The sequence below is a fragment of the Sphingobium aquiterrae genome (genome assembly GCF_037154135.1).
Taxonomy (GTDB): Bacteria; Pseudomonadota; Alphaproteobacteria; order Sphingomonadales; family Sphingomonadaceae; genus Sphingobium; species Sphingobium aquiterrae.
The window spans coordinates 20,992-45,525 of sequence record NZ_JBANFL010000026.1; the positions used below are offsets into that span (position 1 = coordinate 20,992).

The 24,534-nt window shown below is 67.0% G+C and carries 22 protein-coding genes; 6 read left to right on the plus strand and 16 right to left on the minus strand.

Going from position 1 to position 24,534, the window contains the following annotated elements:
* Positions 1-10 precede the first annotated feature (10 nt).
* From WFP78_RS20715 to WFP78_RS20730, 4 genes are all read right to left on the minus strand, one after another.
* Positions 11-1,531, minus strand: coding sequence for an XrtA system polysaccharide chain length determinant (locus tag WFP78_RS20715; protein WP_336966345.1), 1,521 nt, complete (start codon positions 1,529-1,531; stop codon positions 11-13).
* Between the two features lie 24 nt (positions 1,532-1,555).
* Positions 1,556-2,200: an XrtA/PEP-CTERM system exopolysaccharide export protein gene (locus tag WFP78_RS20720; protein WP_336966347.1), complete on the minus strand. Its 645-nt coding sequence runs from the start codon at positions 2,198-2,200 to the stop codon at positions 1,556-1,558.
* 296 nt (positions 2,201-2,496) lie between these two features.
* Positions 2,497-3,729, minus strand: a complete 1,233-nt coding sequence (locus WFP78_RS20725; protein WP_336966348.1) for a pyridoxal-dependent decarboxylase, exosortase A system-associated — start codon at positions 3,727-3,729, stop codon at positions 2,497-2,499.
* Positions 3,726-5,288 (minus strand): acyl-CoA ligase (AMP-forming), exosortase A system-associated, encoded by a 1,563-nt coding sequence (locus WFP78_RS20730; protein WP_336966349.1) that lies wholly within the window; start codon positions 5,286-5,288, stop codon positions 3,726-3,728. Before WFP78_RS20730 ends, WFP78_RS20725 begins: the two co-directional genes overlap by 4 nt.
* A gap of 46 nt (positions 5,289-5,334) precedes the next feature.
* Here WFP78_RS20730 and WFP78_RS20735 point away from each other — a divergent pair, with 46 nt between their 5' ends.
* Both WFP78_RS20735 and WFP78_RS20740 read left to right on the plus strand, forming a co-directional pair.
* The gene (locus WFP78_RS20735) at positions 5,335-6,351 is read left to right on the plus strand and encodes a GNAT family N-acetyltransferase (RefSeq protein WP_336966350.1); all 1,017 of its coding nucleotides are present in this window, start codon (positions 5,335-5,337) and stop codon (positions 6,349-6,351) included.
* 70 nt (positions 6,352-6,421) lie between these two features.
* Positions 6,422-6,721 carry a phosphopantetheine-binding protein gene (locus WFP78_RS20740; protein WP_336966351.1) on the plus strand — a complete coding sequence of 100 codons (300 nt, stop codon included), beginning with the start codon at positions 6,422-6,424 and terminating at the stop codon, positions 6,719-6,721.
* Between the two features lie 67 nt (positions 6,722-6,788).
* On the opposite strand, the gene trxB is transcribed toward WFP78_RS20740, so the two are convergent.
* From trxB to WFP78_RS20800, 12 genes are all read right to left on the minus strand, one after another.
* Positions 6,789-7,751, minus strand: a complete 963-nt coding sequence (gene trxB / locus WFP78_RS20745) for a thioredoxin-disulfide reductase (RefSeq protein WP_336966352.1) — start codon at positions 7,749-7,751, stop codon at positions 6,789-6,791.
* Between the two features lie 135 nt (positions 7,752-7,886).
* Positions 7,887-8,624, minus strand: a complete 738-nt coding sequence (locus WFP78_RS20750) for a proteasome-type protease (RefSeq protein ID WP_336966353.1) — start codon at positions 8,622-8,624, stop codon at positions 7,887-7,889.
* Positions 8,621-9,547, minus strand: coding sequence for a transglutaminase family protein (locus tag WFP78_RS20755; RefSeq protein ID WP_336966354.1), 927 nt, complete (start codon positions 9,545-9,547; stop codon positions 8,621-8,623). Before WFP78_RS20755 ends, WFP78_RS20750 begins: the two co-directional genes overlap by 4 nt.
* 9 nt (positions 9,548-9,556) lie before the next feature.
* Positions 9,557-10,489, minus strand: a complete 933-nt coding sequence (locus WFP78_RS20760) for an alpha-E domain-containing protein (protein WP_336966355.1) — start codon at positions 10,487-10,489, stop codon at positions 9,557-9,559.
* Between the two features lie 4 nt (positions 10,490-10,493).
* On the minus strand, positions 10,494-11,903 hold the full coding sequence (locus tag WFP78_RS20765; protein WP_336966356.1) for a circularly permuted type 2 ATP-grasp protein: 1,410 nt from the start codon (positions 11,901-11,903) through the stop codon (positions 10,494-10,496).
* A gap of 205 nt (positions 11,904-12,108) precedes the next feature.
* The gene (locus WFP78_RS20770) at positions 12,109-13,794 is read right to left on the minus strand and encodes an MFS transporter (protein ID WP_336966357.1); all 1,686 of its coding nucleotides are present in this window, start codon (positions 13,792-13,794) and stop codon (positions 12,109-12,111) included.
* A 64-nt stretch (positions 13,795-13,858) separates the two neighbouring features.
* A complete protein-coding gene (locus tag WFP78_RS20775) occupies positions 13,859-14,614 on the minus strand; it encodes an FkbM family methyltransferase (protein ID WP_336966358.1) in 756 nt (251 codons plus the stop codon).
* On the minus strand, positions 14,614-15,816 hold the full coding sequence (locus WFP78_RS20780) for a glycosyltransferase family 4 protein (protein WP_336966359.1): 1,203 nt from the start codon (positions 15,814-15,816) through the stop codon (positions 14,614-14,616). The genes WFP78_RS20775 and WFP78_RS20780 overlap by 1 nt, the downstream gene beginning before the upstream one ends.
* On the minus strand, positions 15,813-17,162 hold the full coding sequence (locus tag WFP78_RS20785; RefSeq protein WP_336966360.1) for a hypothetical protein: 1,350 nt from the start codon (positions 17,160-17,162) through the stop codon (positions 15,813-15,815). The genes WFP78_RS20780 and WFP78_RS20785 overlap by 4 nt, the downstream gene beginning before the upstream one ends.
* Positions 17,159-17,902, minus strand: a complete 744-nt coding sequence (locus tag WFP78_RS20790) for a methyltransferase domain-containing protein (RefSeq protein WP_336966361.1) — start codon at positions 17,900-17,902, stop codon at positions 17,159-17,161. Before WFP78_RS20790 ends, WFP78_RS20785 begins: the two co-directional genes overlap by 4 nt.
* 80 nt (positions 17,903-17,982) lie before the next feature.
* Positions 17,983-19,119: a glycosyltransferase gene (locus tag WFP78_RS20795; RefSeq protein WP_336966362.1), complete on the minus strand. Its 1,137-nt coding sequence runs from the start codon at positions 19,117-19,119 to the stop codon at positions 17,983-17,985.
* 12 nt (positions 19,120-19,131) lie between these two features.
* Complete coding sequence (locus WFP78_RS20800; RefSeq protein WP_336966374.1) at positions 19,132-20,448, minus strand: exopolysaccharide biosynthesis polyprenyl glycosylphosphotransferase; 1,317 nt, start codon at positions 20,446-20,448, stop codon at positions 19,132-19,134.
* A 263-nt stretch (positions 20,449-20,711) separates the two neighbouring features.
* Between WFP78_RS20800 and WFP78_RS20805 the strand changes: the two genes are divergently transcribed.
* The 4 genes from WFP78_RS20805 (at position 20,712) to kdsA (ending at position 24,524) form a co-directional block, all read left to right on the plus strand.
* A complete protein-coding gene (locus WFP78_RS20805) occupies positions 20,712-21,710 on the plus strand; it encodes a phytanoyl-CoA dioxygenase family protein (protein WP_336966363.1) in 999 nt (332 codons plus the stop codon).
* A gap of 152 nt (positions 21,711-21,862) precedes the next feature.
* Positions 21,863-22,831, plus strand: coding sequence for a KpsF/GutQ family sugar-phosphate isomerase (locus WFP78_RS20810; RefSeq protein WP_336966364.1), 969 nt, complete (start codon positions 21,863-21,865; stop codon positions 22,829-22,831).
* A gap of 50 nt (positions 22,832-22,881) precedes the next feature.
* Entirely contained in the window at positions 22,882-23,682 is an 801-nt protein-coding gene (locus WFP78_RS20815; protein WP_336966365.1) for a 3-deoxy-manno-octulosonate cytidylyltransferase, read from the plus strand.
* An 8-nt stretch (positions 23,683-23,690) separates the two neighbouring features.
* Positions 23,691-24,524, plus strand: coding sequence for a 3-deoxy-8-phosphooctulonate synthase (gene kdsA / locus WFP78_RS20820; RefSeq protein ID WP_336966366.1), 834 nt, complete (start codon positions 23,691-23,693; stop codon positions 24,522-24,524).
* Positions 24,525-24,534: the final 10 nt, after the last annotated feature.

The window sequence follows — 24,534 nt, forward strand, 5'->3', positions numbered from 1 at the left end:
CCATCTCCCCTCAGGCCAGACTGCGCTGGACGAAATCGACCGCGATCAGCAGCAGGCAGACACCGCCCAATGCACCGCTGGCGCCGTAGAACCAGCGCAGTTGCTGCTTGCGCAGCGCACGCTGGGCCAGATTGACCGTCTCGGTGATCGATCCGATGACCGGCAGGCCCGTCGCCTTTTCCAGCTGCGCGGCGGTGGCATAGGTGGTGCGCAGCTGCCCCATGGCGAAGGCCGCGCCAACACCGCCGCCGATGCCGACGATCAGCACCGCGATCAGCAGCAGCGGCCGGTTGGGCGCGGCGGGCGCGGACGGCATGCTGGGCGGATCGATGACGCGGAACTTCACCGAGTCCGTCTCATTCTGCACGTCGCCGCGCAGGCGGATATCCTCGCGGTCGGCCAGCAGCTTGTCATATTGGGTCTTGAGCACGTCATAGTCGCGGTCCAGCCGCTCCTGCTCGGCGGCGACGCCCGGCTCGTCGGCCTGCTTTGCCGTCATGGCGTTCAGCTCCGCCTGGATCTGGCCCTTGCGCGCCTGCAGCGCGGAGACGGTTGCGGCGCGCTCGGCCTGCATGGACCTGATCGAGAGATAGGCCGGATTGGGCGTGCCGCCGCCGCCACTTGCCGCCCGGCCGCCGCCCTGCGCGCGCAGCGCACCGATCTGGCGCTGGAGCGCGATGACGTCCGGGTGATTTTCCGTCCAGCCGCGCGCGCGGGCCGCCGCCAGTTCGCCCTGGGCCGACGACAGGGCGCTGTTGCCGCCACCCGTAGCGACGCCGGGGATGCTCGACGGTGTGCCTGCCAGCTGGCCATTCATCGCCGAAAGCGCGCTCTGGGCGGAGACGAGCTGGGAATCGATGCCGTTGATCTCGGTGCGGGCCGCGTTCATCCGGTCGCTGATCGATCCGGTGCCGGGCAGCAGCCCCATATATTTCTGCTGGAATTCCACCTGCCGCTGCTGCGCCGCCTGAAGCTGCTTGCCGCGCGAGGCGATCTGCGCGTCGAGGAAGGTCAGCGTCTGGCGCGTCTCGTCGCGGTCGCCGGCGATATTCTCTTCCTGGAAGATGTCGATCAGCTTCTGGACGATCTGGTTGGCGATCTTCGCATTCGCGCCTTCCGACAGGCTGCTGTCGGAAAAGGTCGTGCTGATCTCGAACAGATTGTCCTGCTGGGCGACGACCTTGATATGTTCGCGCAGGGATGCCGCGCGGCCGGCGATGTCGCGGTCGCTGGCGACGGTCTGGGCGAGGTCCGTGCCGCGCACGACCTTTTCCAGATTGTCCACGCTCGCCAGCGTCTGCCGCACGCGGTCCATCTGCTGCTGCTGCTCGACCGGCGTGATGCCGATCTTGCCCGGCAGGATCGACTGGGTCTGCACATAGACGCGGGCGCGCGATTCATAGGTGTTGGGGATCAGCGCGACGACCAGCCAGCCGAGCATGCAAATGCCCCAGGCGACCGCGAGCGCCAGCCAGCGCCGGTTCCACACCCCATGCAGGGCGATCAGCAGTTCATCGAAAAGACCGGACATGGCGCTTTGTTATCCCGTTGTTTTTCAGAACATGCTTTCGGGGATGATGATCACATCGCCCGGCGCCAGCTGCACATTGGCCTTGGTGTCGCCGCGCTTGATCAGGTCGTTGATACGCACGGCATATTCCTTCTGCTTGCCGGTCGCCTTGTCGTAGCGGACCAGCCGCCCCTTGTTGCCGGCCGCATATTCGGAAAGGCCGCCCACCGCGATCATCGCGTCCAGCAGGGTCATGTTCGCGCGATAGGGGATCGACGCGGGCTTTTCGGTCGCACCGACAATGCGGATCTGCTGGCTGAAGGTGCCGGAGAAATTGTTGACGATGACGGAGACCAGCGGCTCCTCGATATATTTGGAGAGCGCGACCTTGATGTCGTCGGACAGCATCTTGGGCGTCTTGCCCACGGCCGGCAGGTCGGTGATCAGCGGCGTGGTGATGCGCCCGTCGGGCCGCACCTGCACCTTCGCGCCCAGTTCCGGGTTGCGCCAGACGAAGATCGTCAGCTCATCCAGCGGGCCGATGATATATTCCTCGCCCGGTCCTTCCTGCGCGGACACGAAGGATGCAGGCGGCAATTGCGCCCCGCCGCCGCCCGAAGCACAGCCGCCAAGCGTGCTCGCCGCCAGCCCGAGCCCCAGAAAAGTGCGAGAAATCCGCGCGAAAGCCATGTCATCTACCCCTTTGTTGCCATGCCCGGCCGTCCGCCAAAGAGGGCAAGCGGACAGGCGGCGCGCATGACGTCACGCGCCCTTCATGGCCATAAAGGGTAAAGATAGCGTTAGGTTTGAGGGGATTGGATGAAGTGAAAGGGGCGTTCTACTGCTCTATGCCCGTTTCCCTCTTCCGTTCGTCCTGAGCGTGTCGAAGGACCGTCCTTCCCCTTTCTCAAGAAGGTACACGAGTTGACCTTCGGTCGACTGCATCTCGACACGCGCAGCCCGAACGGACATGAGGCGGCGCTCGCTCAACCGATCAGTATTTCCCCCGGAGGCGGGTGGCCCAGAAATGCCGCCGGGCTTGCCGTCGCACCATAGGCCCCGGCCAGGAAGATCGCGACCAGATCGCCCACCTGCATCTGCGGCAGCGCGACCTTGTCCGCCAGCCGGTCCAGCGGGGTGCAGAGGCAGCCGACCACCGTCACCGCATCCGCCGCCGCCGGTTGCCCGAACCGGTTGGCGATGGCAACGGGATAGTTGCGCCGAACGACGGTGCCGAAATTGCCGCTCGCCGCCAGTTGATGGTGCAGCCCGCCATCGACGACGATGAAACTTTCGCCATGGCTCTGCTTGATGTCGATGATGCGGGTCAGATAGACGCCCGCCTCCGCGACCAGCCAGCGCCCCAGTTCCAGCGCGAATTGCGATTGCGCGAGAATGGCCGGGCGTTGCTCCAGCGCCTCGCCCAGCGCGACGCCGATCGGGCGGATATCCAGCCGCGCGTCGCCGGGGAAATAGGGCACGCCGAAGCCGCCGCCCAGATTGACCAGCGGCGGCGCGGCGCCGACCTCGTCCGAAAGCCGCGCGGCCAGCGCGATGGTCGCCGCCTGGGTTTCGATGAGCGCCATGGGATCGAGCGCCTGCGATCCGGCGAAGATATGCCAGCCGCGCCAGTCCGCGCCCGCCGCGATGACATGGCGGGCGAGCGCCGCCGCGCGGTCGGCATCCACGCCGAAGGGCTTGGCCCCGCCGCCCATGCGCATGCCGGAGCCGCGCAGGTCGAAATCGGGATTGACGCGGACGGCAAGGCGCGGCGCACGGCCCAGCCGGTCCGCAATGGCAAGCGCACGGCCCGCCTCCCCTTCCGATTCCAGGTTGAGCGTCACGCCGGCGGCAATGGCAGCCTCCAGTTCGTCGTCGCGCTTGCCGGGGCCCGCGAAGCTGATGTGGTCCAGCGCCATGCCGGCCTCCAGCGCCATGACAAGCTCGCCGCCCGAAGCGATGTCGAACCCGTCGACCAGCGACGCCATGCGGGCGAGCAGCGGGGCGTAGGGATTGGCCTTGATCGCATAATGCAGCGAGAGCGCAGCCGGCATGGCGGCACGCAGGCGACGCACGGTCGCTTCTATGATGTCCATGTCATAGACGAACAGCGGCGTGTCCCCGGCCTCGTCCACCAGCGAGGCGGCGCCGCAGCCGCCGATCAGCAGCATCCCCTCCTCTTCCCCGAACCATGGCGGGATCGGCCCTATCGGCTTCATCGCGCAGCCTCGCTCGCGGCAGCGATAGCATCGCCATGCACATGCGCCAGCGCGACGCGATCCAGCTTGCCATTGGGGTTGCGGGGGAAGGCGGGCAGGATGCGGATATCATGCGGCTGCATGAAATTGGGCAGTTCGCGCTTCAGATGGGCGCGCACCTCCGCCTCCACATCGTCGTAGTCGCCCGCCATGCGCAGCAGCAGGCGCACCGCCTGGCCAAGGCGGGGATCGGGCACGCCCAGCGCCACCGCCTCCGCCACGCCCGGCACGGCGACGGCCGCCTCCTCCACTTCGGTGGGGCTGATGCGGTTGCCCGCGGATTTGATCATCGCATCCTCTCGTCCCACGAAATAGAGCAGGCCATCGGCCTCCCGCCGCACCGTATCGCCCGACCAGACGGCAGTGCCGCCATAGCGCGAGGCCGGCGGCGCGGCACGGAAACGCTCTGCCGTGCGCGCGGCGTCCTGCCAATAGCCCATCGCGACCAGCGGCCCGCAATGCACCAGTTCGCCCGCCTCGCCATCGGCCGTCAGGCTGCCGTCGGGGCGCACGACCAGGATTTCGGCAAAGGGAATGGCGCGCCCCATGCTTTCCGGGTGCGTATCCACCAATGCGGGCGGCAGATAGGTGGAGCGGAAAGCCTCGGTCAGGCCATACATCGGGTAGAGATCGGCATTGGGAAACAGCGCCCGCATCCGCGCGACCAGCGGTCGGGTGAGCGCGCCGCCGCTGTTGGTGAGCCGCCGCAGCGATCCGGCGACCTCGGCGGGCCATTCCAGTTCGGTCAGTTGCACCCACAGCGGCGGCACCCCGGCAAGCGTGGTGATCCGCCGCCGCTCCACCGACTTCATGACATCGCGCGGTGTCAGATAATCGAGCGGGACGACGCAGCCGCCCGCCAGCCATGTCGACAGCAGCTGGTTCTGGCCATAGTCGAAGCTGAAGGGCAGCACGCACAGCGTCCGGTCGGACGGCGCGAGCGCCAGATAATCCGCCACCGACACCGCGCCGAGCCACAGATTGGCATGGCTCAGCATCACCCCCTTGGGCTTGCCGGTCGATCCGCTGGTGTAGAGGATGGCGGCCAGCGCCTGCGAATCGGCGTCGGAGGGCGGCAGGCCCGGCCCGCCGGTCATCGCGTTCGCCGTATCATCCTCGCCATGAACATCGCAACCCGGCGGCACATCGCCCGGCGCGAGCGTCGCGAGCCGCGCGGGCGTGCCGATCAGCAACCGCGCCCCGCTGTCGGACAGGATATGGGCGACCTGCGCGCGCTTGAGCAGCGGGTTGACCGGCACATGCACAAGCCCGGCACGCGGCGCGGCCAGCGGCATCAGCGCCGCGACCGGCCCCTTCGCCACCCAGCTCGCCACCCGGTCGCCGGGCGCAAGGCCGAATCCCGCCAGCCATGCCGCCAGCCGGCCCAGCGCCGTTTCCAGCTCGGCAAAATCCATCGCGCCCGAACGTCCATCAAGCGCGGGCGCACTGCGATCCCCACCCGACAGGATGTGATCGATGGGGCATATGGCCGGGATCGGCGGGGGATCGTTTAACCACATATCCAGAATTGACCCCTATGGCGTTGGCCATGCGGGAGATAGTCTTTTGCGCGGCATAAGGGAATATCGCAGCCTTGCCGACGCCCGGTCCGCTGCGTCCGGGCGGCTGGACCGTCATGCCCAGCGCCATCTGTTCGACCGCATCGACTGGCTCGAATCGCTGCATCATTGCTGCATGGCCGGGCAGAGCCCGCGCATCCTGCATGCATGGGATGGCGACGATGCGGCGTGGCTTTTCCTTGCCGCGCGGGACGAGCGGCGGCTGACGGCCATCGCCAACTGGTACAGCTTCGCCTTCCGCCCGATCTTCAGCGGATCGCCCGACGTGCAGGCGAAGCAGCGGCTGATGGCGACGATCGCCCACGGCCTGTCGCGCGATTGCGCCCAGATCGACCTCTATCCCGTCACCGAAGACGATGGCAGCGCCGCGCTGTTGCTGGGCGCCTTTCGCAAGGCCGGCTGGTTCGCGGTCGCGCGGCCGATGGGGAACAATCATTATCTCGACGTCGAAGGCCGCAGCTTTGCCGCATGGTGGGCCGCCCGCCCGCGCACGCTGCAGAATATCGTGCGGCGCAAGGGCAAGGGATCGCCACTGCGTTTCGACATCCACCATATGCTCACCGACGCGCTGTGGCGGGACTATGTCGCCGTCTATGACCAAAGCTGGAAGGCGGGCGAGCCCGATTATGCCTTCCTCCACCAGTTGGCCCGGCGGGAGAGCGAAGCGGGCACGCTGCGCCTGGGCTTTGCCCGCGCGCATGGGCGAGCGGTGGCGACCCAGTTCTGGACGGTCGAGAACGACGTCGCGCTGATCCACAAGCTCGCGCATCTGCGCGATGCGGATGCCGGATCGCCCGGCACCCTGCTCAGCCATGCCATGTTCCGCGCGGCGATCGACGAGGATCATGTGGCCCGGATCGACTATGGCACCGGCGACAATCCCTACAAGACCGACTGGATGGAGGCGCGCCGCCAGCTGTTGCAGATCGACGGCTTCAACCCCCGCTTCGCCTCCGCCTGGCTGCCTGCCGCGCGCACGGCCCTGTCATGGCTGGCGGGATGATGCGAGACGCACCCATGATGGCGTTAATCCGCTTGTCGCGGGCCGGGCGAGCCGTTAGATGGCGCCCATCATGAAGGTTGAACGCACCCAGGAGAGCGATACCGTCGTGGAGACAGACCGGATCGTTCGTGCCGTGCTGACCGATGTGCTGGGCCTTGCCCCGGCGCAGGTCGATGGCTTTACCCAGGACACCCCCCTGTTCGGCGCGCTGCCGGAGCTGGACTCCATGGCCGTCGCCGGCCTGCTGACCGAGCTTGAGGATCGGCTGGATATCATCATCGAGGATGACGATATCGATGGCGACACCTTCGAGACTCTGGGCAGCCTGATCGCCTTCGCCCAGTCCAAGCTGGACGAAAAAGCACGCTGAAACGCAGGAGGGACGGCATCGCGCCGCCCCTTTGCTCATGTCCCGGTGATGGCGCCCTTGTGGCGGATCACTCCGCCGCCAGCGCCTCGAAATCCGCTGCCGCCAGGAAACGCTCGGCATCGAGCGCGGCCATGCAGCCCATGCCGGCGGCCGTCACCGCCTGCCGATAATGCTTGTCCGTCACGTCGCCCGCCGCGAACACACCGGGGATGACGGTGTTGGTGGCGCCCTTGTCCACGACCAGATAGCCGTCATCGGTGGGCAGCACGCCTTCGAACAGCGCGGTCGCGGGCTGGTGGCCGATCGCCACGAAGGCGCCGTCCGTCGGGATGTGCGACGTCTTGCCCGTCACCGTATCGACCAGGTCGACGCCAACCAGCCCCTCGGGATCGCCGCCGCCCACGAAGCGTTCGACCGCCTGATTCCAGACGACCGTAATATTGGGATGCGCGAACAGGCGATCCTGCAGGATCTTTTCGGCGCGCAGCGAATCGCGGCGGTGGATCAGGGTCACGTCATGGCTGTGGTTGGTGAGGTACAGCGCTTCCTCGACCGCGGTATTGCCGCCGCCGATCACCACCACCTTCTTGCCGCGGTAGAAGAAGCCATCGCAGGTGGCGCAGGCGGACACGCCCTTGCCCTGCAACAGCTGCTCGCCCTCGACACCCAGCCATTTCGCCTGCGCGCCGGTGGAGATCACCAGCGTATCGGCCGAATAGATCGTGCCCCCGTCACCGATCAGGCGGAAGGGCCGCTGCGACAGGTCGACGCTGACGATCTGGTCATACATCATCTGCGCGCCGACATGCTCGGCCTGCGCCTGCATCTGTTCCATCAGCCAGGGGCCCTGGATGACGTCGCGGAAGCCGGGGTAATTTTCGACATCGGTGGTGATGGTCAGCTGGCCGCCCGGCTGCATCCCCTGCACCACGATCGGCGCCAGCCCCGCGCGCGCGCCGTAGATGGCGGCGGAAAGCCCGGCGGGGCCGGAGCCCAGGATCAGCATGCGGGTGGAATGGGTGGCGGTCATGACGGGCCTTTGTCTCTAGTGATTCTTGTTAAGGGTCCGGAGATAAGCCGTTGGCGGCAGCGTGCAAGCCAGGCATCGCGGATAGATTTTCGTCGCTTCCCGATAGCGGCGATGCTGCCGCCGGCGGCGCCCCGGTCAGTCGAGCACGTTGGGCAGCGATTCAAACCCGCGGCGCAGCGCCGCCGCCCAGCTTTGGGAAATGGCGGCGAACTGCTCGTCATCCGCCTCGATCCGGGTGCGCAGGCGGAAGTCGTACATGTCCCGCTCGATGATGGTGAGGTCGAGCGGCATGCCCACCGACAGGTTGGAGCGCAGCGTCGAATCCATCGAGACGCAGACGGCCTTGGTCGCTTCCTCCAGCGAGGTTTCCGGCTTGATCACGCGATCGAGGATCGGCTTGCCATATTTATGCTCGCCGATCTGGAAGAAGGGCGTGTCGGCCGTCGCCTCGATGAAATTGCCGGCGCTGTAGACGAGGTAGAGGCGCGGCTTGCCCCCCTTGCGCTGGCCCGCGATCAGGATGGAGGCATCGGCCGCCGCCCCCTGCATCTCTATGGTCTCGCGATAGCGGTTCTGCATCGCGCGCATGGCATCGCCCACCATCTGCGCGACATGATACATGGTCAGGCAGTTGAGGATGGTCGGCGTGTCGGGGTTGATCTTCGATTCCTTGATGGCGGTCGACAGCTGTGTCTTCACCGCCTGGGTGATCGACAGATTGCCCGAGCACATCAGCGCGATCGCGCGCTCGCCCGGATTGCCATAGGTGAAGGTCTTGCGGAAACGCGCGATATTGTCGACGCCGGCATTGGTCCGCGTATCGGACAACAGCACCAGCCCACGGTCCACCCGCACCGCCACACAATAGGTCATCGGCCACCGGCCCCCATATCGCCCACGGCACCGTTGCGCACGCCCGCCGCACCTTCCGGCTCGCCCGCCGGCCCGTGCTGCTGTTGCTGGCGCTGCAACTGCCGCTCACCTTCGTCATCGCTCGCCTGCGCGATGCGGACGTCCGCGTCAATGCTGATGTCGCCCGCGGCGGTCACAAGGCCGCGCACCGGCGCCGCGTCAAAAGCGTCCAGCCCGCAGGCGATGCGGACATAATGGTCGGTCACGCACATCTGGTTGGACGCGTCGAAGCCGATCCAGCCAAGGCCCGGCACCAGCGCTTCGGCCCAGGCATGGGTTTCGTGCAGCGGATTGTCGCCCTCATGCGCAAGCAGATAGCCCGTCACATAGCGCGCCGGCACGCCCAGCAGGCGCGCGCCCGTGATGAAGATCTGTGCATGATCCTGGCAGACGCCGCCGCCCATGGCGAAGGCTTCGCCTGCGCTGGTGTCCGCATTGGTCGCGCCGGCACGATAGGGCACCTCGTTCACGATCGCATGGGTCAGGGCGTGCAGCCCGGACAGGACATCATTGCCGCCATCGACATCCGCGACAAAGGTCCGCAGCGCCTCCGTCGGCCTGGTGAGCGGCGTTTCGCGCAGGAACAGGCCGCTGTTCGCGCGCTCGTCCAGCCCGGAAAGCACGCCATGGGTGTCGACCGTATTCACCGTACCCTGGGCGACGATGGTGATCGCATCCATCCGTTCATGGCTGACCCACAGCGCTTCCAGATCGCCATAGCCGTTGGGCGTGAAGGTCATGATCGGATCACCGTTCACGCTGACCTGCCAGTCCTGCACCGCCTGCGCGGCATTGCTGCGCGGACGCAGCCGCAACAACATGGTCGCGCGGCTGGAACCGGCCCCGTAATAATAGACCGTCTGATGGCGAATCAGCAATTGCATGGGCAGGCCCTAGCCGAAATGATATGTTGCGGCGATCTCGAAGCCCAGCCGGTTGGAGATTGCGAGCCCGTTCTGCACCGTTTCATGCAGACCGCGCCGGAAAATCTCGCCGCTGTCGAGCGATTCGAGATGAGCGACCATCTCCTGCGCCGTATCGTGGCAGGGGCCGCGCGCATTGTGGAAGCCCGACAGCCGGTTGAGCCGATAGGCGATCTGGTCCCAGCAGAAGGCGACGCTGCGGGGAAACAGGCGGTTCAGCATCACGAAATCGGTGATCTGCCAGGGCGTGTACACCCCGCCATAGACATGATGATAGGCGCGGTTGCCCGACAGCGCGTGCAGCACCGACGTCCATTGATAATGGTCGCGATTGCCGCCGATCACTTCGGTTTCGGGCAGCAGCACATAATATTTCACGTCGAGCAGGCGCAGGGTCATCTGCGCACGCTCCAGCGCGCCGCCCAGCCGCAGGAAATCATGCCCCTCATTACGCAGCTGGCCGCTGTCGGCCGCGCCCCGGAAGGTCATCGCGCGGGTCTTCACCCAGTCGATCAGCGCGGGCAGTTGCTGCCGCGCCTCGGCGACATCATAGCTTTCCAGCTTGCGCCAACCTTCGTTCAGCGCCTCCCACATATCCTGCGTCAACATGGTGCGGGCCGATTTGGCGTTGGCGCGCGCCCGGGTGAGGCAGGAGCGGATGGACGAGGGATTGTCGATGTCGAGCAGCAGGAAGGAGACGACGTCCGTTTCCTTGACGGTGCTTTCCTCGGGGAAAGCCTCCTCGCACCCCGCCGCGCGGACGACCGATCGCCATTCGTCGCGATGATGCGCGCCCGGCAGGATCGCCATGCGCTGCCCCATGGTGAGCAGCCGTGCGGTGGATTCGGCGCGCTCCATATAGCGCGCCATCCAGTAGAGATTTTCGGCGGTCCGGCTCAGCATAGCATCAATCCTGCAATACCCAGGTGTCCTTGACACCGCCGCCCTGGCTGGAATTCACCACCAGCGATCCTTCGGTCAGCGCCACGCGAGTCAGCCCGCCGGGCACCAGCCGGATCTGCTTGCCGACCAGGCAGAAGGGCCGGAAATCGGCATGGCGCTGCACGATGCTGGCCGGGCCGAGGGTCGGCACGGTCGACAGGTCCAGCGTCGGCTGAGCGATGAATTCGGACGGGTTCGCCCTGATCCGATCGGCATAGGCGGCGATTTCCTCCGCCGTCGACTTGGGGCCGATCAGCATGCCGTAACCGCCGGAGCCATGCACTTCCTTGGCGACCAGATCGGCCAGATTCTCCAGCACATAGGCACATTCATCGGGCTTGGCGCATTGCCAGGTCGTGATATTCTCCAGCAACGGCTCCTCGCCCAGGTAGAAGCGGATCATCTCCGGCACGTAGACATAGACTGCCTTGTCGTCGGCAATGCCAGCGCCGGGCGCCGAGCACAGCGTCACCCCGCCCGAACGATAGACGTTGAAGATGCCGGGCACGCCCAGCAGGCTGTCGGGCCGGAAGGTCAGCGGATCGAGATATTCGTCGTCGATCCGGCGATAGATGACATCGACCGCCTTGTTGCCCAGCGTCGTCTTCATCCAGACGCGGCCTTCGTTCACGAACAGGTCGGCGGGCTCCACCAGTTCCACGCCCATCAGGTCGGCCAGGAAACTGTGCTCATAATAGGCACTGTTGAGCGAACCGGGCGTCAGCACCACCACCACCGGATCGCCGGTGCAGACGGGTGGCGCGACTTCCTTCAGGCTCTTGAGCAGTTCGGCGGGGTAATCGTCCACCGGCTGCACCACGCCCTGGTCGAACAGTTCGGGGAACATCCGTGTCATGATCTCCCGGTTTTCCAACATATAGGAAACGCCGGAGGGCGTGCGGCAATTATCCTCCAGCACTTCGAACTTGTCGGGCGCGGTGCGGACGATGTCGATGCCGACGATATGGCTGTAGACCCGGCCCGGCGGCGTGAAATCCACCATTTCCGGCAGGTAGGCGCTGTTCTGGTAGATGATGTCGGCAGGGATGATGCCGGCGCGGATGATCTCGCCGCGATGATAGATGTCATGGAGGAAGGCGTTGAGGGCGCGGGCGCGCTGGCGAATGCCCTTGTCCAGCCGGCGCCATTCCTGCGCGGTGAAGATGCGGGGCAGAAGGTCGAAGGGGATCAGCCGCTCCGGGTCTCCCCCCTCGCCATAGACCGCAAAGGTGATGCCGATGCGCCGGAAGATGGCTTCGGCCTCTTCCAGCCGGCGGTTGAGGCCGGCAATGCCCGTGCGGTCCACCCAGCTTTGCACTTCGGCGTAGCAGGCGCGAACATCGCCTGCGGGGTCGAGCATTTCGTAGAAGGCCAATCGGGACTCCTTGCTGCGCCATGGGACACTGGCGTCTTGTGCGTCGCAGCATTACTGCAAGCCGCGCACCATATTGCAAGCGGAAATATCAAGGACGCCACAGGGTTTTTATCGGAATTGCGCGGGATGCGGCGCGGCGGCACGCCTGGCCAGCCTGCGGCCGGAAACTTTGCCTTTCATCTCATGATGATAGCGCGCGCTGCCTCTAATGCTGCGCCACCGGCGGCGCCCCGCAGCCGATCTCATCCATATAAGCGCGCAGCCCCGCCCGGTCGTGATTCATGCGGCTGGGCGGTACGCCCATGGGGGCGAAATCGCTGCGGTCGAACAGGATCACGCGATAGCGGCTGCACAGCCGGTCGATCTCCGCCTGGTCCAGCATCATCAGGTTCATCACCATCGGCCGGCCGGGCGTCCCCTCCCTTGCGCGCACCAGGTCGGTCGCGAACAGGCCGCCCCGCGGATCGACCAGCACGACATCGGCGCTTGCGGCATGGATCGCGGCATGCGCGCGGGCATAGGGCGCCACATAATCATGCGCGCGGACGGTCAGGAAGGCGGCGGCGGCGATCGTCAGAACCGTCGCGATCAGGAAGGGGCGCGTCAGCCGGCCCGCCTGCGCGCCTGAAATCCTCTGCCAGCCGAAGCCGCCGAGCAGGCAGAACAGCCCGATATAGCCATGACCATAGCGATAGCCCCAGCCATAGCCCTGGGCGAGCGCCAGCGCGCAGCCGATGATGCAGGTCATGGCCATGGGCAGCACGATGGCCTCCCCGCGCAGCGCCGCGCGCCATTTCATGCTGCCCATGGCGATCAGCGCCAGCGGCACCATCAGCACCGGGTTCCAGGCAAGCATGCGGCTCAAGTTGAACAGCGGCTGCCATTTGTCGCCCAGCCGGTCGATCAGGCTGCCGACCTTGTCGCCGACGCCGGCGGTCGGCCGCACATCGGCGGGGGGACCAAGCGCGTGCAGCAGGAAAGCCGGCCACAGCTTTGCCCAGACGATGACGAGCAGCGCCACGACGCCCAGATGAAAGGCCGCCGCGCCCCAGCGCCGCTGGAGCAGCAGCCAGCCGATGAAGGGCAGGATCATGATCGGCGGGAAATGCCACTGGTGCAGCCCCGCCGCGACAATCGCGACCAGCCCCGCCCCGACATGCCCCAGCAGCCCGCCGCGCAGCAGCAGCGCCAGCCACAGCAGGTTGAGCGCGAAATGGCCGGTCATCGCATAGGGGGTCATCGCCGTGACGCTGAGCTGCGCCGATGTCAGCGCGAGCAGCATCGTCACCCACACGGCATCGGGCCGCCCGGGAAAGAGCCTCAACGCGATCCGCCAGAGCGAGATCAGCCCGATGGCCAGAAAGGCCGCGCCCGCCAGCGCCGGATCGCCCAGCCGCCAGAACAGCGCGCGGACCAGGCTGTTCACCGGCAGATAGGCGGCGGTCCAATAATGCGCGGCGCCATAGGGCGAGAAGAATTCGGGCATGATCGCCCGGCGATAATCGAGCCATTCGGCCGGGATCGGTCGCCCGACCATGCCGTCGCGCAGATAGGCGGCGGCGAATTCCGCCACTTCCTCGTCGCGCGACAGGGCATAGCCGTGGAAGACGACGTCATGCCCCGCCCATGCCCAAAGCGCTGCCAGCGCGACCAGCGGCAGCACGAAGCGCGCGCCGGGCGGCGGCACGGGCACGCCCCTGCCCCCGCGCATGAAGGGGGCAGCGACCATCAGGCCGACGACGACGATCAGCAGCGCGGGGAAATCCTGTTGCAGGAACAGCACATGGCCCAGCAGCCGGCCGGTGGCGAAGGTGAAATGCCACAGGAAGGTGGCGATCAGCCACAGGGTGATGCCGCCGGCAGCGGCCAGGAACAGGCGGCATGGGTCCATGCCACGACCAAGGCCGCGCATGCCCGTCACAGGCGCACCGACGCAAACACCGCCATGGGCACCGTCACCGGCCCTCGCCCTCCACCAGCCGTTTCGCGACGAACAGGCCGTCCATCTCCACCAGCAGCGGGAAATGCCCCTTGTTGTTGGCGAACATCGCATTGGGCAGGAAGCCCTGCCCCGCCAGCCAGTCGATCATCTCGCGATAGCCGGTCGCACCATCATAGAGCGGGCGCACGGCCAGCTCGGTCTGCACCGCCGCCATCCGCGCCAGCACCGCGCCTGCGCCGTCGCACACGCTGCGGTCATGGCCCTGCGTGTCCATCTTCAGCAGCGGCATGGCAAAACCATGGTCGGCCTGAAGCTTCGGGAAGAGCGTGTCGAGCCGGCGGGTTTCCACCTCCACCGCCTGCGCCACCTTGTTGCGCGGCTGAAAGATCGGGTCGAGGCCATCTGCCGGCTTTTCCAGCGAACTGAACTGGTCGGCGGCCATGATGTTGAAGCTTGCCGTGCCGTCGCTGTCCGACAGCGCGATGTTGAAGCAATGCCAGCGCGGATCGCCCGCCGCGCGGCGCTCCAGCTGGGCATAGACCTTCGGATTGGGCTCGAACGACAGGATCGTGCCGGCAAAGCCCACATCCTTGCGCAGCATCGTCGCATATTGGCCGGCATTGGCGCCGACGTCGAAGATGCAGTCGATGTCGAAGCCCGCGACCATGCGGCGCAGCGCCTGGATTTCGGGATATTGATGGACGCGCCCCTGCCACGCCAGGCGCAGCGCAAGGCGGCGGTCACGCAATTCGCGGGCGATGCGGCCCATCAGCCCTGCTCCGCCCGGAAATCCTGCGCCGATAGGATGACGCCGCGTGCCGCCGCATGGGCACGGGCCCTGTCATAGGCTTCCATCGTCAGCACCGCCGCATCCTTCCAGTTCCCGAACCGTTCGCCCAGCGCCAGCACCCGCTCGCCGGCGGCCCGCCTGATGGCAGCACTGTCGACCAGCGGCAAGAGGGCGGTGGCAAGGGCAGCGGAATCGTCCACCGGCACCAGCGATACGGCGTCGGGCGGCAGTGTGGCGAACATGCCCGTCGCCGCGCAGACCATCGGCTTGCCATAATGGAGGGCGGAGAGGAACGCGCCGCTCGAATCGATATGGCGATAGGGGAAGGCGAGGATATCCGCCTTGCGCAGATGCGCGTCGAGCCGTTGTTCCTTGAGGAAGCCGAAGTCGGTCAGCAGCATGTCGCCGAAGCCGGCATCGCGGATGGCATCCAGCATCGGCGCGACATCCATGAACGGCTTGCCGGCGATCGCCAGCTCGAACCGGTGCCCGGCGCGCCAGAGCGAGAGGCAGGCATCGACCAGCAGGTCCAGCCCCTTATAGGGCCGCACGATGCCGAAGAAGAGGATGCGCGGCATCACCGGATCGGGCACGCCGGCCAGTGTTTCCGCGCTCGCCACGGCCAGGCGCATCGGCGGATGCGAGATGACGGAGATGCGATCCGCGGGCACGCCGCCCGCCACCAGCACATCGCGAGTCGGCGCGCCATGTACGATCAGCCCGTCGAACTGCGCCAGCAGCCCGGCATAGCCCCTGCCCTGGATCGCGCTCGCGCCGCCATCGCCATGATAGGCGCTGCTGTTATGGACGGTGTGGACCAGCGGCACATGCGCGCGCAGACGGCGCAGCATATGGGCATCGGCGGGCGCGAAGGGCAGCCACTGGACATGCACCATATCGCTGCGGCGCAACTGCCGCATCGGCCCGACCAGCGCGTCGGCCAGATAGCCCGCCGCCTTCGCCGCGCGGAACAGCTTCCCCTCCCCGGTCAGCCCGCGCAATTGCTCGCTGAACCGGAAGAAGCGGGGCTCATAGCGATAGCCGCGCGGCGCGATCGCATCGGTGTCGCGCATCGGCCGGCCCAGGAGCGTGACCCGATGCCCCAGCGGCGCGAGCGCCCCGCACAGCGCATCGTCATAACGGCCGGTGAACAGCGAGGGGTCGACCATCGCGATCTTCATCGCCCCGCCTCCGCCGCGCGCACCGCTCGCATCAGCCGGGCAAGCGAGACTGCATGCAGGGCGCCGGTCAGCCCATAGGCCGCCGTCACCATCCCCACGAACAACGTCGCGAAGGCGGCGAGGCCCAGATACGCGCCGACCGCGGCCAGTGGGACGGACAGCAGCGATCCGGCAAGGAAGGGCAGCGATTGTCGCAGCAGCGCGGTGAAACGCCCCAGCGCCCCTTGCAGATAGACCGATACGCAGGTGATCGAGAGCGCGACCAGCAGCAGCGCGATCATCGCCATGCTGGCGGGACCGGCGATGAGCTTGCCGTCGAAAAGCTGATGGACAAGGAAGCGCCCGCCCAGCAGCAGGCCGATGCCGATCGCCGCGGCAAAGCCCATGGCGACGATTAGCGCCCGGCGCAGCAACGCCCCGAAACGCGCAGCATCGGCGCGATACCATGCGGCGGTGAGGCGTGGCAGCGCGGCCTCCACCATGGCGCGGACGACAGCGGTCAATGCGCGCGAAATCTTGAACAGGAAGTCGAAGAGCAGCAGCGGCCGGGGATCGGCGGTCGCCAGCGAGACGAGGAAATAGGGCGCATTATAGGCGGCGACTTCGGACAGGGTCAGCGCCGCCGACGCGCCGAAATCGGCCAGATAATGCTGCCGCACATGGCCCCAGCCCGCACCCACCGCCAGCCAGTGACCGCGCCGCATGTCCAGCCGGCGATGCAGCATCGCAAAGGCGACAAGGATGGCGGCGATGCTGATCGCCAGCTGCAGGAACACCGACAGCTCCAGGTTCATGCCCAGCAGCGCCGCGCCCAGCAGCGCGAGCAGCGCAAGGCGCCGCGCGGTATCCATCAGATCCCAGACGAGATTGCGGTCCACCGCCGCCAGCATCCGCCGGGCGAGCGCGGCCAGCAGGTTGAGGCAGGCGGTGAGGAAGAAGAGGATGAAGAGCAGCGGCCGGGCGGTTTCGATCACGCCGGCGGCGATGGCGGCGGCGACGATCAGCGTGCCCGCCAGCATCAGCCCCAGGAACAGCACCGCCATGACGCCGGGCTCCTCATGCCGGAAATCCTGGTGCCCCGTCGCCTCGCCCCGCTGCCCCAGCCAGTGGCGGCGCACCCGGTTGTAGACGATGGTCGTCAACCCCAGCTCCGCCGACACGGTGAAGTTGCCGAAGGCGACGAGCAGCAGGAAGGCGCGGAATTCGTGCATCGGCAACAGCCGCACGAACACATAGGTGACGGCAAAGCCCCAGGCCATGACCAGCGCGACATTGGCGAGCTTTACTGCCGCCAGCACGCGGGCGGAGCGCTCCAGCCCCGCCATGGCCGCGCCGGCGCGGGTCATGGCGCCGGCTTGCGCGCCCGGAACAGCGTGTCGCCCAGCGCGCAGCGCCGCGCCACCGCCGGATCGACATCGGCCGCCGACAGCAGGTCCAGCGCAAAGCCCGCCGCGCGGATGCGGTCGGCAAAGTCCGGGCCATATTGGCGGACATGATCCCACTGGCCGAAACGCCGCTCGCGCTCGCGCGGGGGGATGTCGTAGCTGCCGTCCTCGGTGGGTTTTCCCCATAGCGGCACGATCAGCCAGGCTTCGCCGCCGGGTTTCAGCGCGCGATGGATGTTGCGCAACACGCGCGCATCATCGGGCACATGCTCCATCACATGGCTGGCATAGACGATGTCGAAGCGGCCTTCCTCGGAAAGCGCCATCAGGTCGACCTTGCGCACATCGGGCAGCGGATAGCGCGACGGATCGAGGTCGGCGGGCACATAATCGGCGCTGGCGGCGCGGAAGCGGGTGACGAGGCTCGCCTCATTGGGCGCAAGGTGCAGCACGGCGGCACCGGCCGGCACGCCCAGCACGCCATCGTCCATCAACTGCGCGACCAGGCGGTTGCGGGGCGATGCGCCGCATTGCGGGCAGCCCCATTCCCCTTCCGCGCCATAGCGGAAAAAACCGACCACATCGGTGCCGCATGCCGGGCAATGCCGCGACCGCCGCGCCCCGGCCGCGCGTTTGACGGCAAGCCAGCCCCTGGTCAGATGCTTGCCGGCGGCCTTCGCCACCCGCTTCGTGGTAATCAACCGAAAATCTCCATGAACCTTGCGGCGCTATACATCAGTCTGCCGCCTTTGCGAGGCGTTTCGGCGAGACGACGGACGGATCAGCGCGACTTGGCGGGCTTCCACACCGCCATCGTCCGCCCGCGCATTGCCCGGCCCACGCCCTGCAGGGTCGCGGCATAGGCGATCAGGATGTCGACCACGGCCGCCACCGGGCCACGCCGCAGCCGCGCCGCAGCCAGCCCGAACAGCAGCATCGCGCCCAGCAGCCCCAGCGCCAGCCACGGCGAAATCCGCCATGCCAGCGCCACCGCCGCCGCCGCGCCGATCAGGATGAACACCCCGCCGAACCAGCGGACCATCTTGCGCGAGGCATATTTGAAGCGGTCGAGCAGCGCCATGCGGCAGATTTGCGGGCGCAGATAGCCATGGGTGTGCCATGCCCGCGCCGCGATCCGCACCTTGCGCCGATATTCGTCGCCGCGCGCCGCGACCAGCCGTTCATAGGCAATCACATCCTTCGCCTTGATGAGCCGCTGCCCGGCGAAGATCACGGACATGGACACGGTCAGGTCATCCAGCACCGTGTCGGGGAAATCGGGATAGAGCGCGCGCCGCACCGAAAAGATCGAGCCATCCGCCCCCAGCACATTGCCGCTGCGCGATTCGCCGTCCTTCAGCCATTCTTCCAGCCGCCAGTAGAGCGAACCGACGGAGGCGGTGGCGCTGTCCCCCTCCCCCAGATAATGGAGCGATCCCAGCACGCCTCCCACCTGACCATCGGCATAATAGGCCAGCAGCGCGTCGATCGCATCGGGCGCCAGCGTGACATTGGCGTCGGTGAAGACCAGCACATCGCCGCGCGCGCGCGCCGCCAGCAGCTTCATGCCATGCGCCTTGCCCGAGCGCCCGCCACCGCGCACCAGTTCGATCAGGTCGGGCCGCGCGGCCAGCCGGGTCGCGGTGTCGTCCTCCGATCCGTCGTCGAAGGCCAGGATCTGCATGTCGGGGTGCCGCGCCTTGAGCAGGTCCATATTGGCGATCTTCGCCGGCATCGCCGCGCCTTCGTTAAAGGCGCAGAACAGCATGCTGACGCTGGGCCGCGCGGCGTCCGGCGCCGGCGCCGGCGGGCGGCGCGGCAGCAGCATCAGGATGACCGGATAGAGGACGAACGGATAGACGACCAGCGCGACACAGATAAGCAGCAGCGCGATCAGAATCAGGTCGATGAAGGACATGGAGAGGGCGGCTCAGTAAGCGTTGTGATGCACGAGCACGCGCAACGTCGCGGCCAGGATGCGAAGGTCGCGCCATACCGACCAGCGGGTCACATATTCAAGGTCTGACTGAAGCCGATTGACCAGATCTTCATGCGCGTCGGTCGCACCGCGATGGCCCCGCACTTGCGCAAGGCCGGTCATGCCCGGCTTGATGCAGTGCCGTTCCCAATAACGGTCGTCGACCTCCCAATAGAGCTTGTCCGCCGCGCGCGCCGCCGCCGCGTGCGGACGCGGGCCGACAACACTCATGTCCCCCTTCAGCACGTTGAAGAGCTGCGGCAGCTCATCGATGCTGGTGCGGCGCAGGAACGCACCCAGCGGGGTCACGCGCGCGTCGCCGCGCTTCGTCAGCGTCTCCGCGCGGCTGTCGGCCATGTCCTGCCGCATCGTGCGGAACTTGTAGATGCCGAACGGGCGCGCGTCGCGGCCCAGGCGCTGCTGGCGGAACAGGACGGGGCCGGGGCTGGTGAGCTTGACCGCAACCGCCACCACCGCCAGCACGGGCAGCAGCAGCAGCGTCGCAACGCCGGCCACCACCACGTCGAACAGCCGCTTCACGATCCGGTCGCGGAACTGCAGCGGGCCGCCGGCAACCACCAATGTGGGATGATGATCGAACTCGGCGACCTTGGCCGGGGCAAAGCGCATCATCTCCGGCACGAGTATCTCGCCGCGCGCTTCCAGCGACTTGAGCGCGATCGACCAGTCGTCGATCCGCTCGCTGGGGCAGGCGACGATCACCCGCTCGGCATTGCCCACGGCGGCGGCAAGGCGGGCAGCCATCGCGGCATCGTGCCGGGACGGGTCAAGGCCGAAGGCGCGCGCATCGACCATCACCGATTGCGCGGCCATGGCGGGAGACAGGGCGCTGAACGGCATGCCGTCCACGATCAGCGCAGCCACCGCCGGCAGTTCCCCGAACAGGCGCCGCGAGCAGAGATGGAACAGCGCGCGCACCCCGATCAGCCCGCCAAGCGACAGGCCGACGCCGACGACGAAGGTTAGGCGCGACAACCGCTCGGCGATCTTGCCGAAATAGACGATCACCAGCACCAGCATCAGCGCCTTTGCAAAGGCCCAGAAGGCGCGCGACGCAGCGCCCCGCGCATCCTGCACCGCGCGGATGCCATAGGCACCGCCCTGGATCGCCAGCATGACGTAAAGCGGCATGATCATGGCGAACATGACAAGGCCGTGCGGCTTCGACGGTTCGCCCACCAGCTTGCCGATGACCAGCAAATTGGCCGCCGCAAAGGCCAGGAACAGCATGGCGACATCCGCCACCATGCCCAACAGATAGACACGCGCGCGCACTGCCGGCAGGCCGACGCCGCTCCTGGCGCCCGTTATCGCTTCGCTGATCGCGTTCACTCTGGCAATTGTCCGTTCATGGCGCCTGTTCTTCTAGCCTTTACCCCCGCGCGCCGAAACAGGGAAGGAAGCCGCTTTACTTGAAGCGCCCCCGGCGGCACAAGCGCGGCATGACGACGCCCGGCGGACAGCTTCGAACGGCCCTTCGCACAACGCTTCGCACGGCCAGATCGGTTATCATGTCGCCGCTCTGGATCGTCCAGCTGGCGACAGGCGCCAAATCCTTCAAGGATAATCCGGTCATCGGCTCGAAACGGCTCAATCGCCTGGGGTTGCACGCCGCGCGCATCCGCGCCGCGCACGCCATGGCGGCCAGCCGCCGCCGCCGCCTTGCCCGCCATCTCGCCCCCGCGGACATCGCCCAGTTCGAGGCGCAAGGCTTCGTCGCCATCCCGGATTTCCTGCCGGCAGACGCGTTCGAACGGATTCGCACATCGCTGATGGCCCAGCAATTCCCCGCGCGCGAAATGCTGCAGGGCGACACGATCACACGCCGCATGGCCGTGGACCCCGCCATGCTGGGCGCCGTCCCCGGCCTGGCGCAGGCACTGGCGACGCCGCGCCTGCGCGCGCTTGTCCGCTATGTGGCGAGCCATGCCAGCGAACCGCTTTATTATGTGCAGTCGATCCTGTCGCATGTCGTGGACGCCCCCCCCGACCCGCAGGAAGCGCTGCACGCCGACACATTCCACCCAACGATGAAGGCCTGGCTGTTCCTGACCGACGTGGCGCAGGATGAGGGGCCGTTCACCTATGTCCCCGGATCGCACCGGCTGACCCCGCAGCGGCTGGCCTGGGAACAGGCGCGCAGCATCGCCGCGCCCGAAGGCGTGGATCATCTTTCCGCCCGCGGATCGATGCGGGTGCGGGAAGAGGAACTGGCCGGGCTCGGCCTGCCCGCGCCGCGCCGCCTTGCGGTGTCCGCCAATACGCTGGTGGTCGCGGACACCTGCGGTTTCCATGCGCGCGGCCCCTCGGCGCGCCCGTCGACCCGCGTCGAACTGTGGGCCTATTCGCGGCGCAACCCCTATCTGCCGTGGACGGGGCTCGATCCGCTGTCGCTGCCGGGGCTGGCGGAACGGCGCGTCGGATTGCTCTGGTCGGTTCGCGACCGGCTGGAAAAATGGGTCGGCCAGCCCTGGAAGCAAAGTGGCGGGAAACGACCCGCGGATCGTTGATTACAACGCATTTCAATCCGTTGCAGATTTGCTGCAGTGCCGTGGTTTACGCCTTATGCACTGCAAGATCGGGGTTGCATTCATGGTTTACGAGGCTAAGCCTGCACGCCGGGTCGGGACTTGAATAACCAAACAAGCTAGGGAAACCGTGCATGCAGTCCTCAACCATTGCCTCCCCCAGGGAGAGCGGTCGTCGCGTTATTGAACAGGAAGCGCAGGGTCTTGCCGCACTGAGCAAGGTGATCGACGACAAGTTCGATGCCGCCGTGCGGGTGATTGCCAGCACCAAGGGCCGCGTGATCGTGACCGGAATCGGCAAATCGGGCCATATCGCCCGCAAGATTGCAGCAACGCTTGCCGCCACCGGCTCTTCGGCCTTTTTCGTGCATCCCGCAGAGGCCGCGCATGGCGACCTGGGCATGTTGATGCGCAAGGACACGCTGCTCGTCCTCTCCAATTCCGGCGCGACGATGGAACTGCGTGCCATCGTCGCCCATGCGCGGCAACTTGGCATTCCGATCATCTCGATCGCGTCGAAGGCCGATTCCCCGATCGCGCGCCAGTCCACCATCGCCATGTGCCTGCCCCATGTGCCAGAGGCATGCCCGGTGAAGATCGCGCCGACCACGTCTACGACGATGATGCTGGCACTGGGCGATGCGCTGGCCATCGCGGCGATGGAAGTGCGCGGCATTTCCCGCAAGGACCTGATGGAGCTGCATCCGGGCGGCGAGATCGGCTGGCGGCTGCTGCCGGTCGACCAGCTGATCCAGCCGGACCTGCCGCTGCCGCTGGTCCTTCCCCATACCGGGATGCGCGACGTCGTGCTGGAAATGACCTCCACCGGCAAGGGCGCGGCGGGCGTGGTGAACGATGACGGCCATCTGATCGGCATCATCACCGACGGCGACCTGCGCCGCTCGTTCGACCAGATGCTGATCGCCACCGCCGCCGACGTGATGACCCGCAACCCCATCACCGTGCCCAGCGGCACGCGGGTGGAGGATACGCTGGCGCTGATGTCGGAAGCGGCGATCACCGTGGTCTTCGTGATGTGCCGGGACAATCCCCGCAAGCCTATCGGGCTGGTGCATATCCACAGCATGGCGATCGGGCTGTAAGCCCTTCTCCTACCCATCGACAGCATATGATCGACAGAACAAGGCGACCCATGCGCGCGGCCATCGTCATTCCTGCACGCTATGCGTCATCCCGCTATCCGGGCAAGCCGCTGGCGCCCCTGCGCGGCGCGACAGGCATCGACAAGCCGCTGATCCAGCGGAGTTTCGAGGCGGCCAGCGCCGTCCCGGGCGTGGATGCCCTGTTCGTAGCGACCGACGACGCGCGGATCGCGGACTGCGCCGCCGGCTTCGGCGCCGCCGTGGCGATGACGCCGGCGGAATGCGCCAACGGCACGGAGCGCGTCGCGGCCGCCCTGCCCGCCCTGCCCGACGACATCGAGATCGTCGTCAATTTCCAGGGCGACGCACTGCTGACGCCAGCCTATCTGGTCGAGGCGCTGATCGCCCATATGCGCGCCGACCCCGATTGCCAGGTGGCGACCGTGGCGGTGCGCTGCTCGGCCAGCGCCTATCGCCATCTGGTGGCGGACCAGGCGCAGGGCCGCGTGGGCGGGACCACCGTGGTGCTCAATGCACAGGGCCAGGCGCTCTATTTCTCCAAGCGCGTCCTGCCGCATATTGCGCCCGGCAGCCCGCTGGAGGCATCGCCGCCCGTGCTGCTGCATCTGGGGCTCTATGCCTATCGGCGCGAAGCGCTGGCGCGCTATGCCGCGCTGCCGCCCAGCCGGATCGAGGAGATCGAGGGACTGGAGCAATTGCGCTTCCTGTATCACGGCCTGCCTGTCGCCGTCGTCGCCACCGACCCACCAGCATGGGATGCGATCGAACTCAACAACCCCACCGACGTGGCAGCCATCGAGGCTATCCTCTCCACGCGGTCGATAGTATAGCGAAACCGATGGAACTTGCAGGAAAACCAGTCGGCGCCGACGCGCCGATGTTCGTTATCGCAGGGCCCTGCGTCATCGAATCCGAGGCGCTTGTCCTTTCCGTAGCGGAAAACCTGCGGGGTATCGCCGACAGGCTTGGCCTGCACCTGATCTTCAAGAGCAGCTTCGACAAGGCGAACCGCTCGTCCGGCAGCACCTTTCGCGGCCCCGGCATGGATACAGGGCTGCGCATCCTGGAAAAGGTGCGGTCCGAGACCGGGCTGCCGGTGCTGACCGACATCCACACCCCCGAGCAGGCCCGCGCCGCCGCCGATGCGGTCGACGTGCTGCAGACCCCGGCCTTCCTCGCCCGCCAGACGGATCTGATCGAGGCCGCCGCCGCGACCGGCAAGCCCGTGAACATCAAGAAGGCGCAGTTCATGGCGCCATCCGACATGCAGCAGGTCGTCGCCAAGGCGAAAAACGCCGCCATGCGCGCCGGAAAGCCCGAGGAATGCGTTATGCTGTGCGAACGCGGCACCAGTTTCGGCTATAACAACCTGGTGGTCGACATGCGCAGCCTTGCCATCATGGCGCAAACCGGATGCCCGGTGGTGTTCGACGCGACCCATTCGGTGCAGCGCCCCGGCGGCCTTGGCGACCGGTCCGGCGGCGACCGGCAGTTCGTGCCCCTGCTCGCCCGCGCGGCGGTAGCGGCCGGCGTGTCCGGCCTGTTCATGGAAACCCATCCGGACCCGGACAAGGCGCTGTCCGATGGCCCCAATGCCTGGCCGCTCGACCGCGCCGAGGCATTGCTGACCGATCTGCTCACCCTTTCCCGCGTGCCCCGGACCGCCGATTGAGATGCGGCGC

What these genes read in the sequence shown, in the direction of transcription:
- WFP78_RS20715 (WP_336966345.1), bottom strand. Translation starts at nt 1,531, where the DNA reads ATGTCCGGTCTTTTCGATGAACTGCTGATCGCCCTGCATGGGGTGTGG.
- WFP78_RS20720 (WP_336966347.1), bottom strand. Translation starts at nt 2,200, where the DNA reads ATGGCTTTCGCGCGGATTTCTCGCACTTTTCTGGGGCTCGGGCTGGCG.
- WFP78_RS20725 (WP_336966348.1), bottom strand. Translation starts at nt 3,729, where the DNA reads ATGAAGCCGATAGGGCCGATCCCGCCATGGTTCGGGGAAGAGGAGGGG.
- WFP78_RS20730 (WP_336966349.1), bottom strand. Translation starts at nt 5,288, where the DNA reads ATGTGGTTAAACGATCCCCCGCCGATCCCGGCCATATGCCCCATCGAT.
- WFP78_RS20740 (WP_336966351.1), top strand. Translation starts at nt 6,422, where the DNA reads ATGAAGGTTGAACGCACCCAGGAGAGCGATACCGTCGTGGAGACAGAC.
- trxB (WP_336966352.1), bottom strand. Translation starts at nt 7,751, where the DNA reads ATGACCGCCACCCATTCCACCCGCATGCTGATCCTGGGCTCCGGCCCC.
- WFP78_RS20750 (WP_336966353.1), bottom strand. Translation starts at nt 8,624, where the DNA reads ATGACCTATTGTGTGGCGGTGCGGGTGGACCGTGGGCTGGTGCTGTTG.
- WFP78_RS20755 (WP_336966354.1), bottom strand. Translation starts at nt 9,547, where the DNA reads ATGCAATTGCTGATTCGCCATCAGACGGTCTATTATTACGGGGCCGGT.
- WFP78_RS20760 (WP_336966355.1), bottom strand. Translation starts at nt 10,489, where the DNA reads ATGCTGAGCCGGACCGCCGAAAATCTCTACTGGATGGCGCGCTATATG.
- WFP78_RS20770 (WP_336966357.1), bottom strand. Translation starts at nt 13,794, where the DNA reads ATGGACCCATGCCGCCTGTTCCTGGCCGCTGCCGGCGGCATCACCCTG.
- WFP78_RS20775 (WP_336966358.1), bottom strand. Translation starts at nt 14,614, where the DNA reads ATGGGCCGCATCGCCCGCGAATTGCGTGACCGCCGCCTTGCGCTGCGC.
- WFP78_RS20780 (WP_336966359.1), bottom strand. Translation starts at nt 15,816, where the DNA reads ATGAAGATCGCGATGGTCGACCCCTCGCTGTTCACCGGCCGTTATGAC.
- WFP78_RS20785 (WP_336966360.1), bottom strand. Translation starts at nt 17,162, where the DNA reads ATGACCCGCGCCGGCGCGGCCATGGCGGGGCTGGAGCGCTCCGCCCGC.
- WFP78_RS20795 (WP_336966362.1), bottom strand. Translation starts at nt 19,119, where the DNA reads ATGTCCTTCATCGACCTGATTCTGATCGCGCTGCTGCTTATCTGTGTC.
- WFP78_RS20800 (WP_336966374.1), bottom strand. Translation starts at nt 20,448, where the DNA reads ATGGTGGCGGATGTCGCCATGCTGTTCCTGGCCTTTGCGGCGGCCAAT.
- WFP78_RS20805 (WP_336966363.1), top strand. Translation starts at nt 20,712, where the DNA reads ATGTCGCCGCTCTGGATCGTCCAGCTGGCGACAGGCGCCAAATCCTTC.
- WFP78_RS20810 (WP_336966364.1), top strand. Translation starts at nt 21,863, where the DNA reads ATGCAGTCCTCAACCATTGCCTCCCCCAGGGAGAGCGGTCGTCGCGTT.
- WFP78_RS20815 (WP_336966365.1), top strand. Translation starts at nt 22,882, where the DNA reads ATGCGCGCGGCCATCGTCATTCCTGCACGCTATGCGTCATCCCGCTAT.
- kdsA (WP_336966366.1), top strand. Translation starts at nt 23,691, where the DNA reads ATGGAACTTGCAGGAAAACCAGTCGGCGCCGACGCGCCGATGTTCGTT.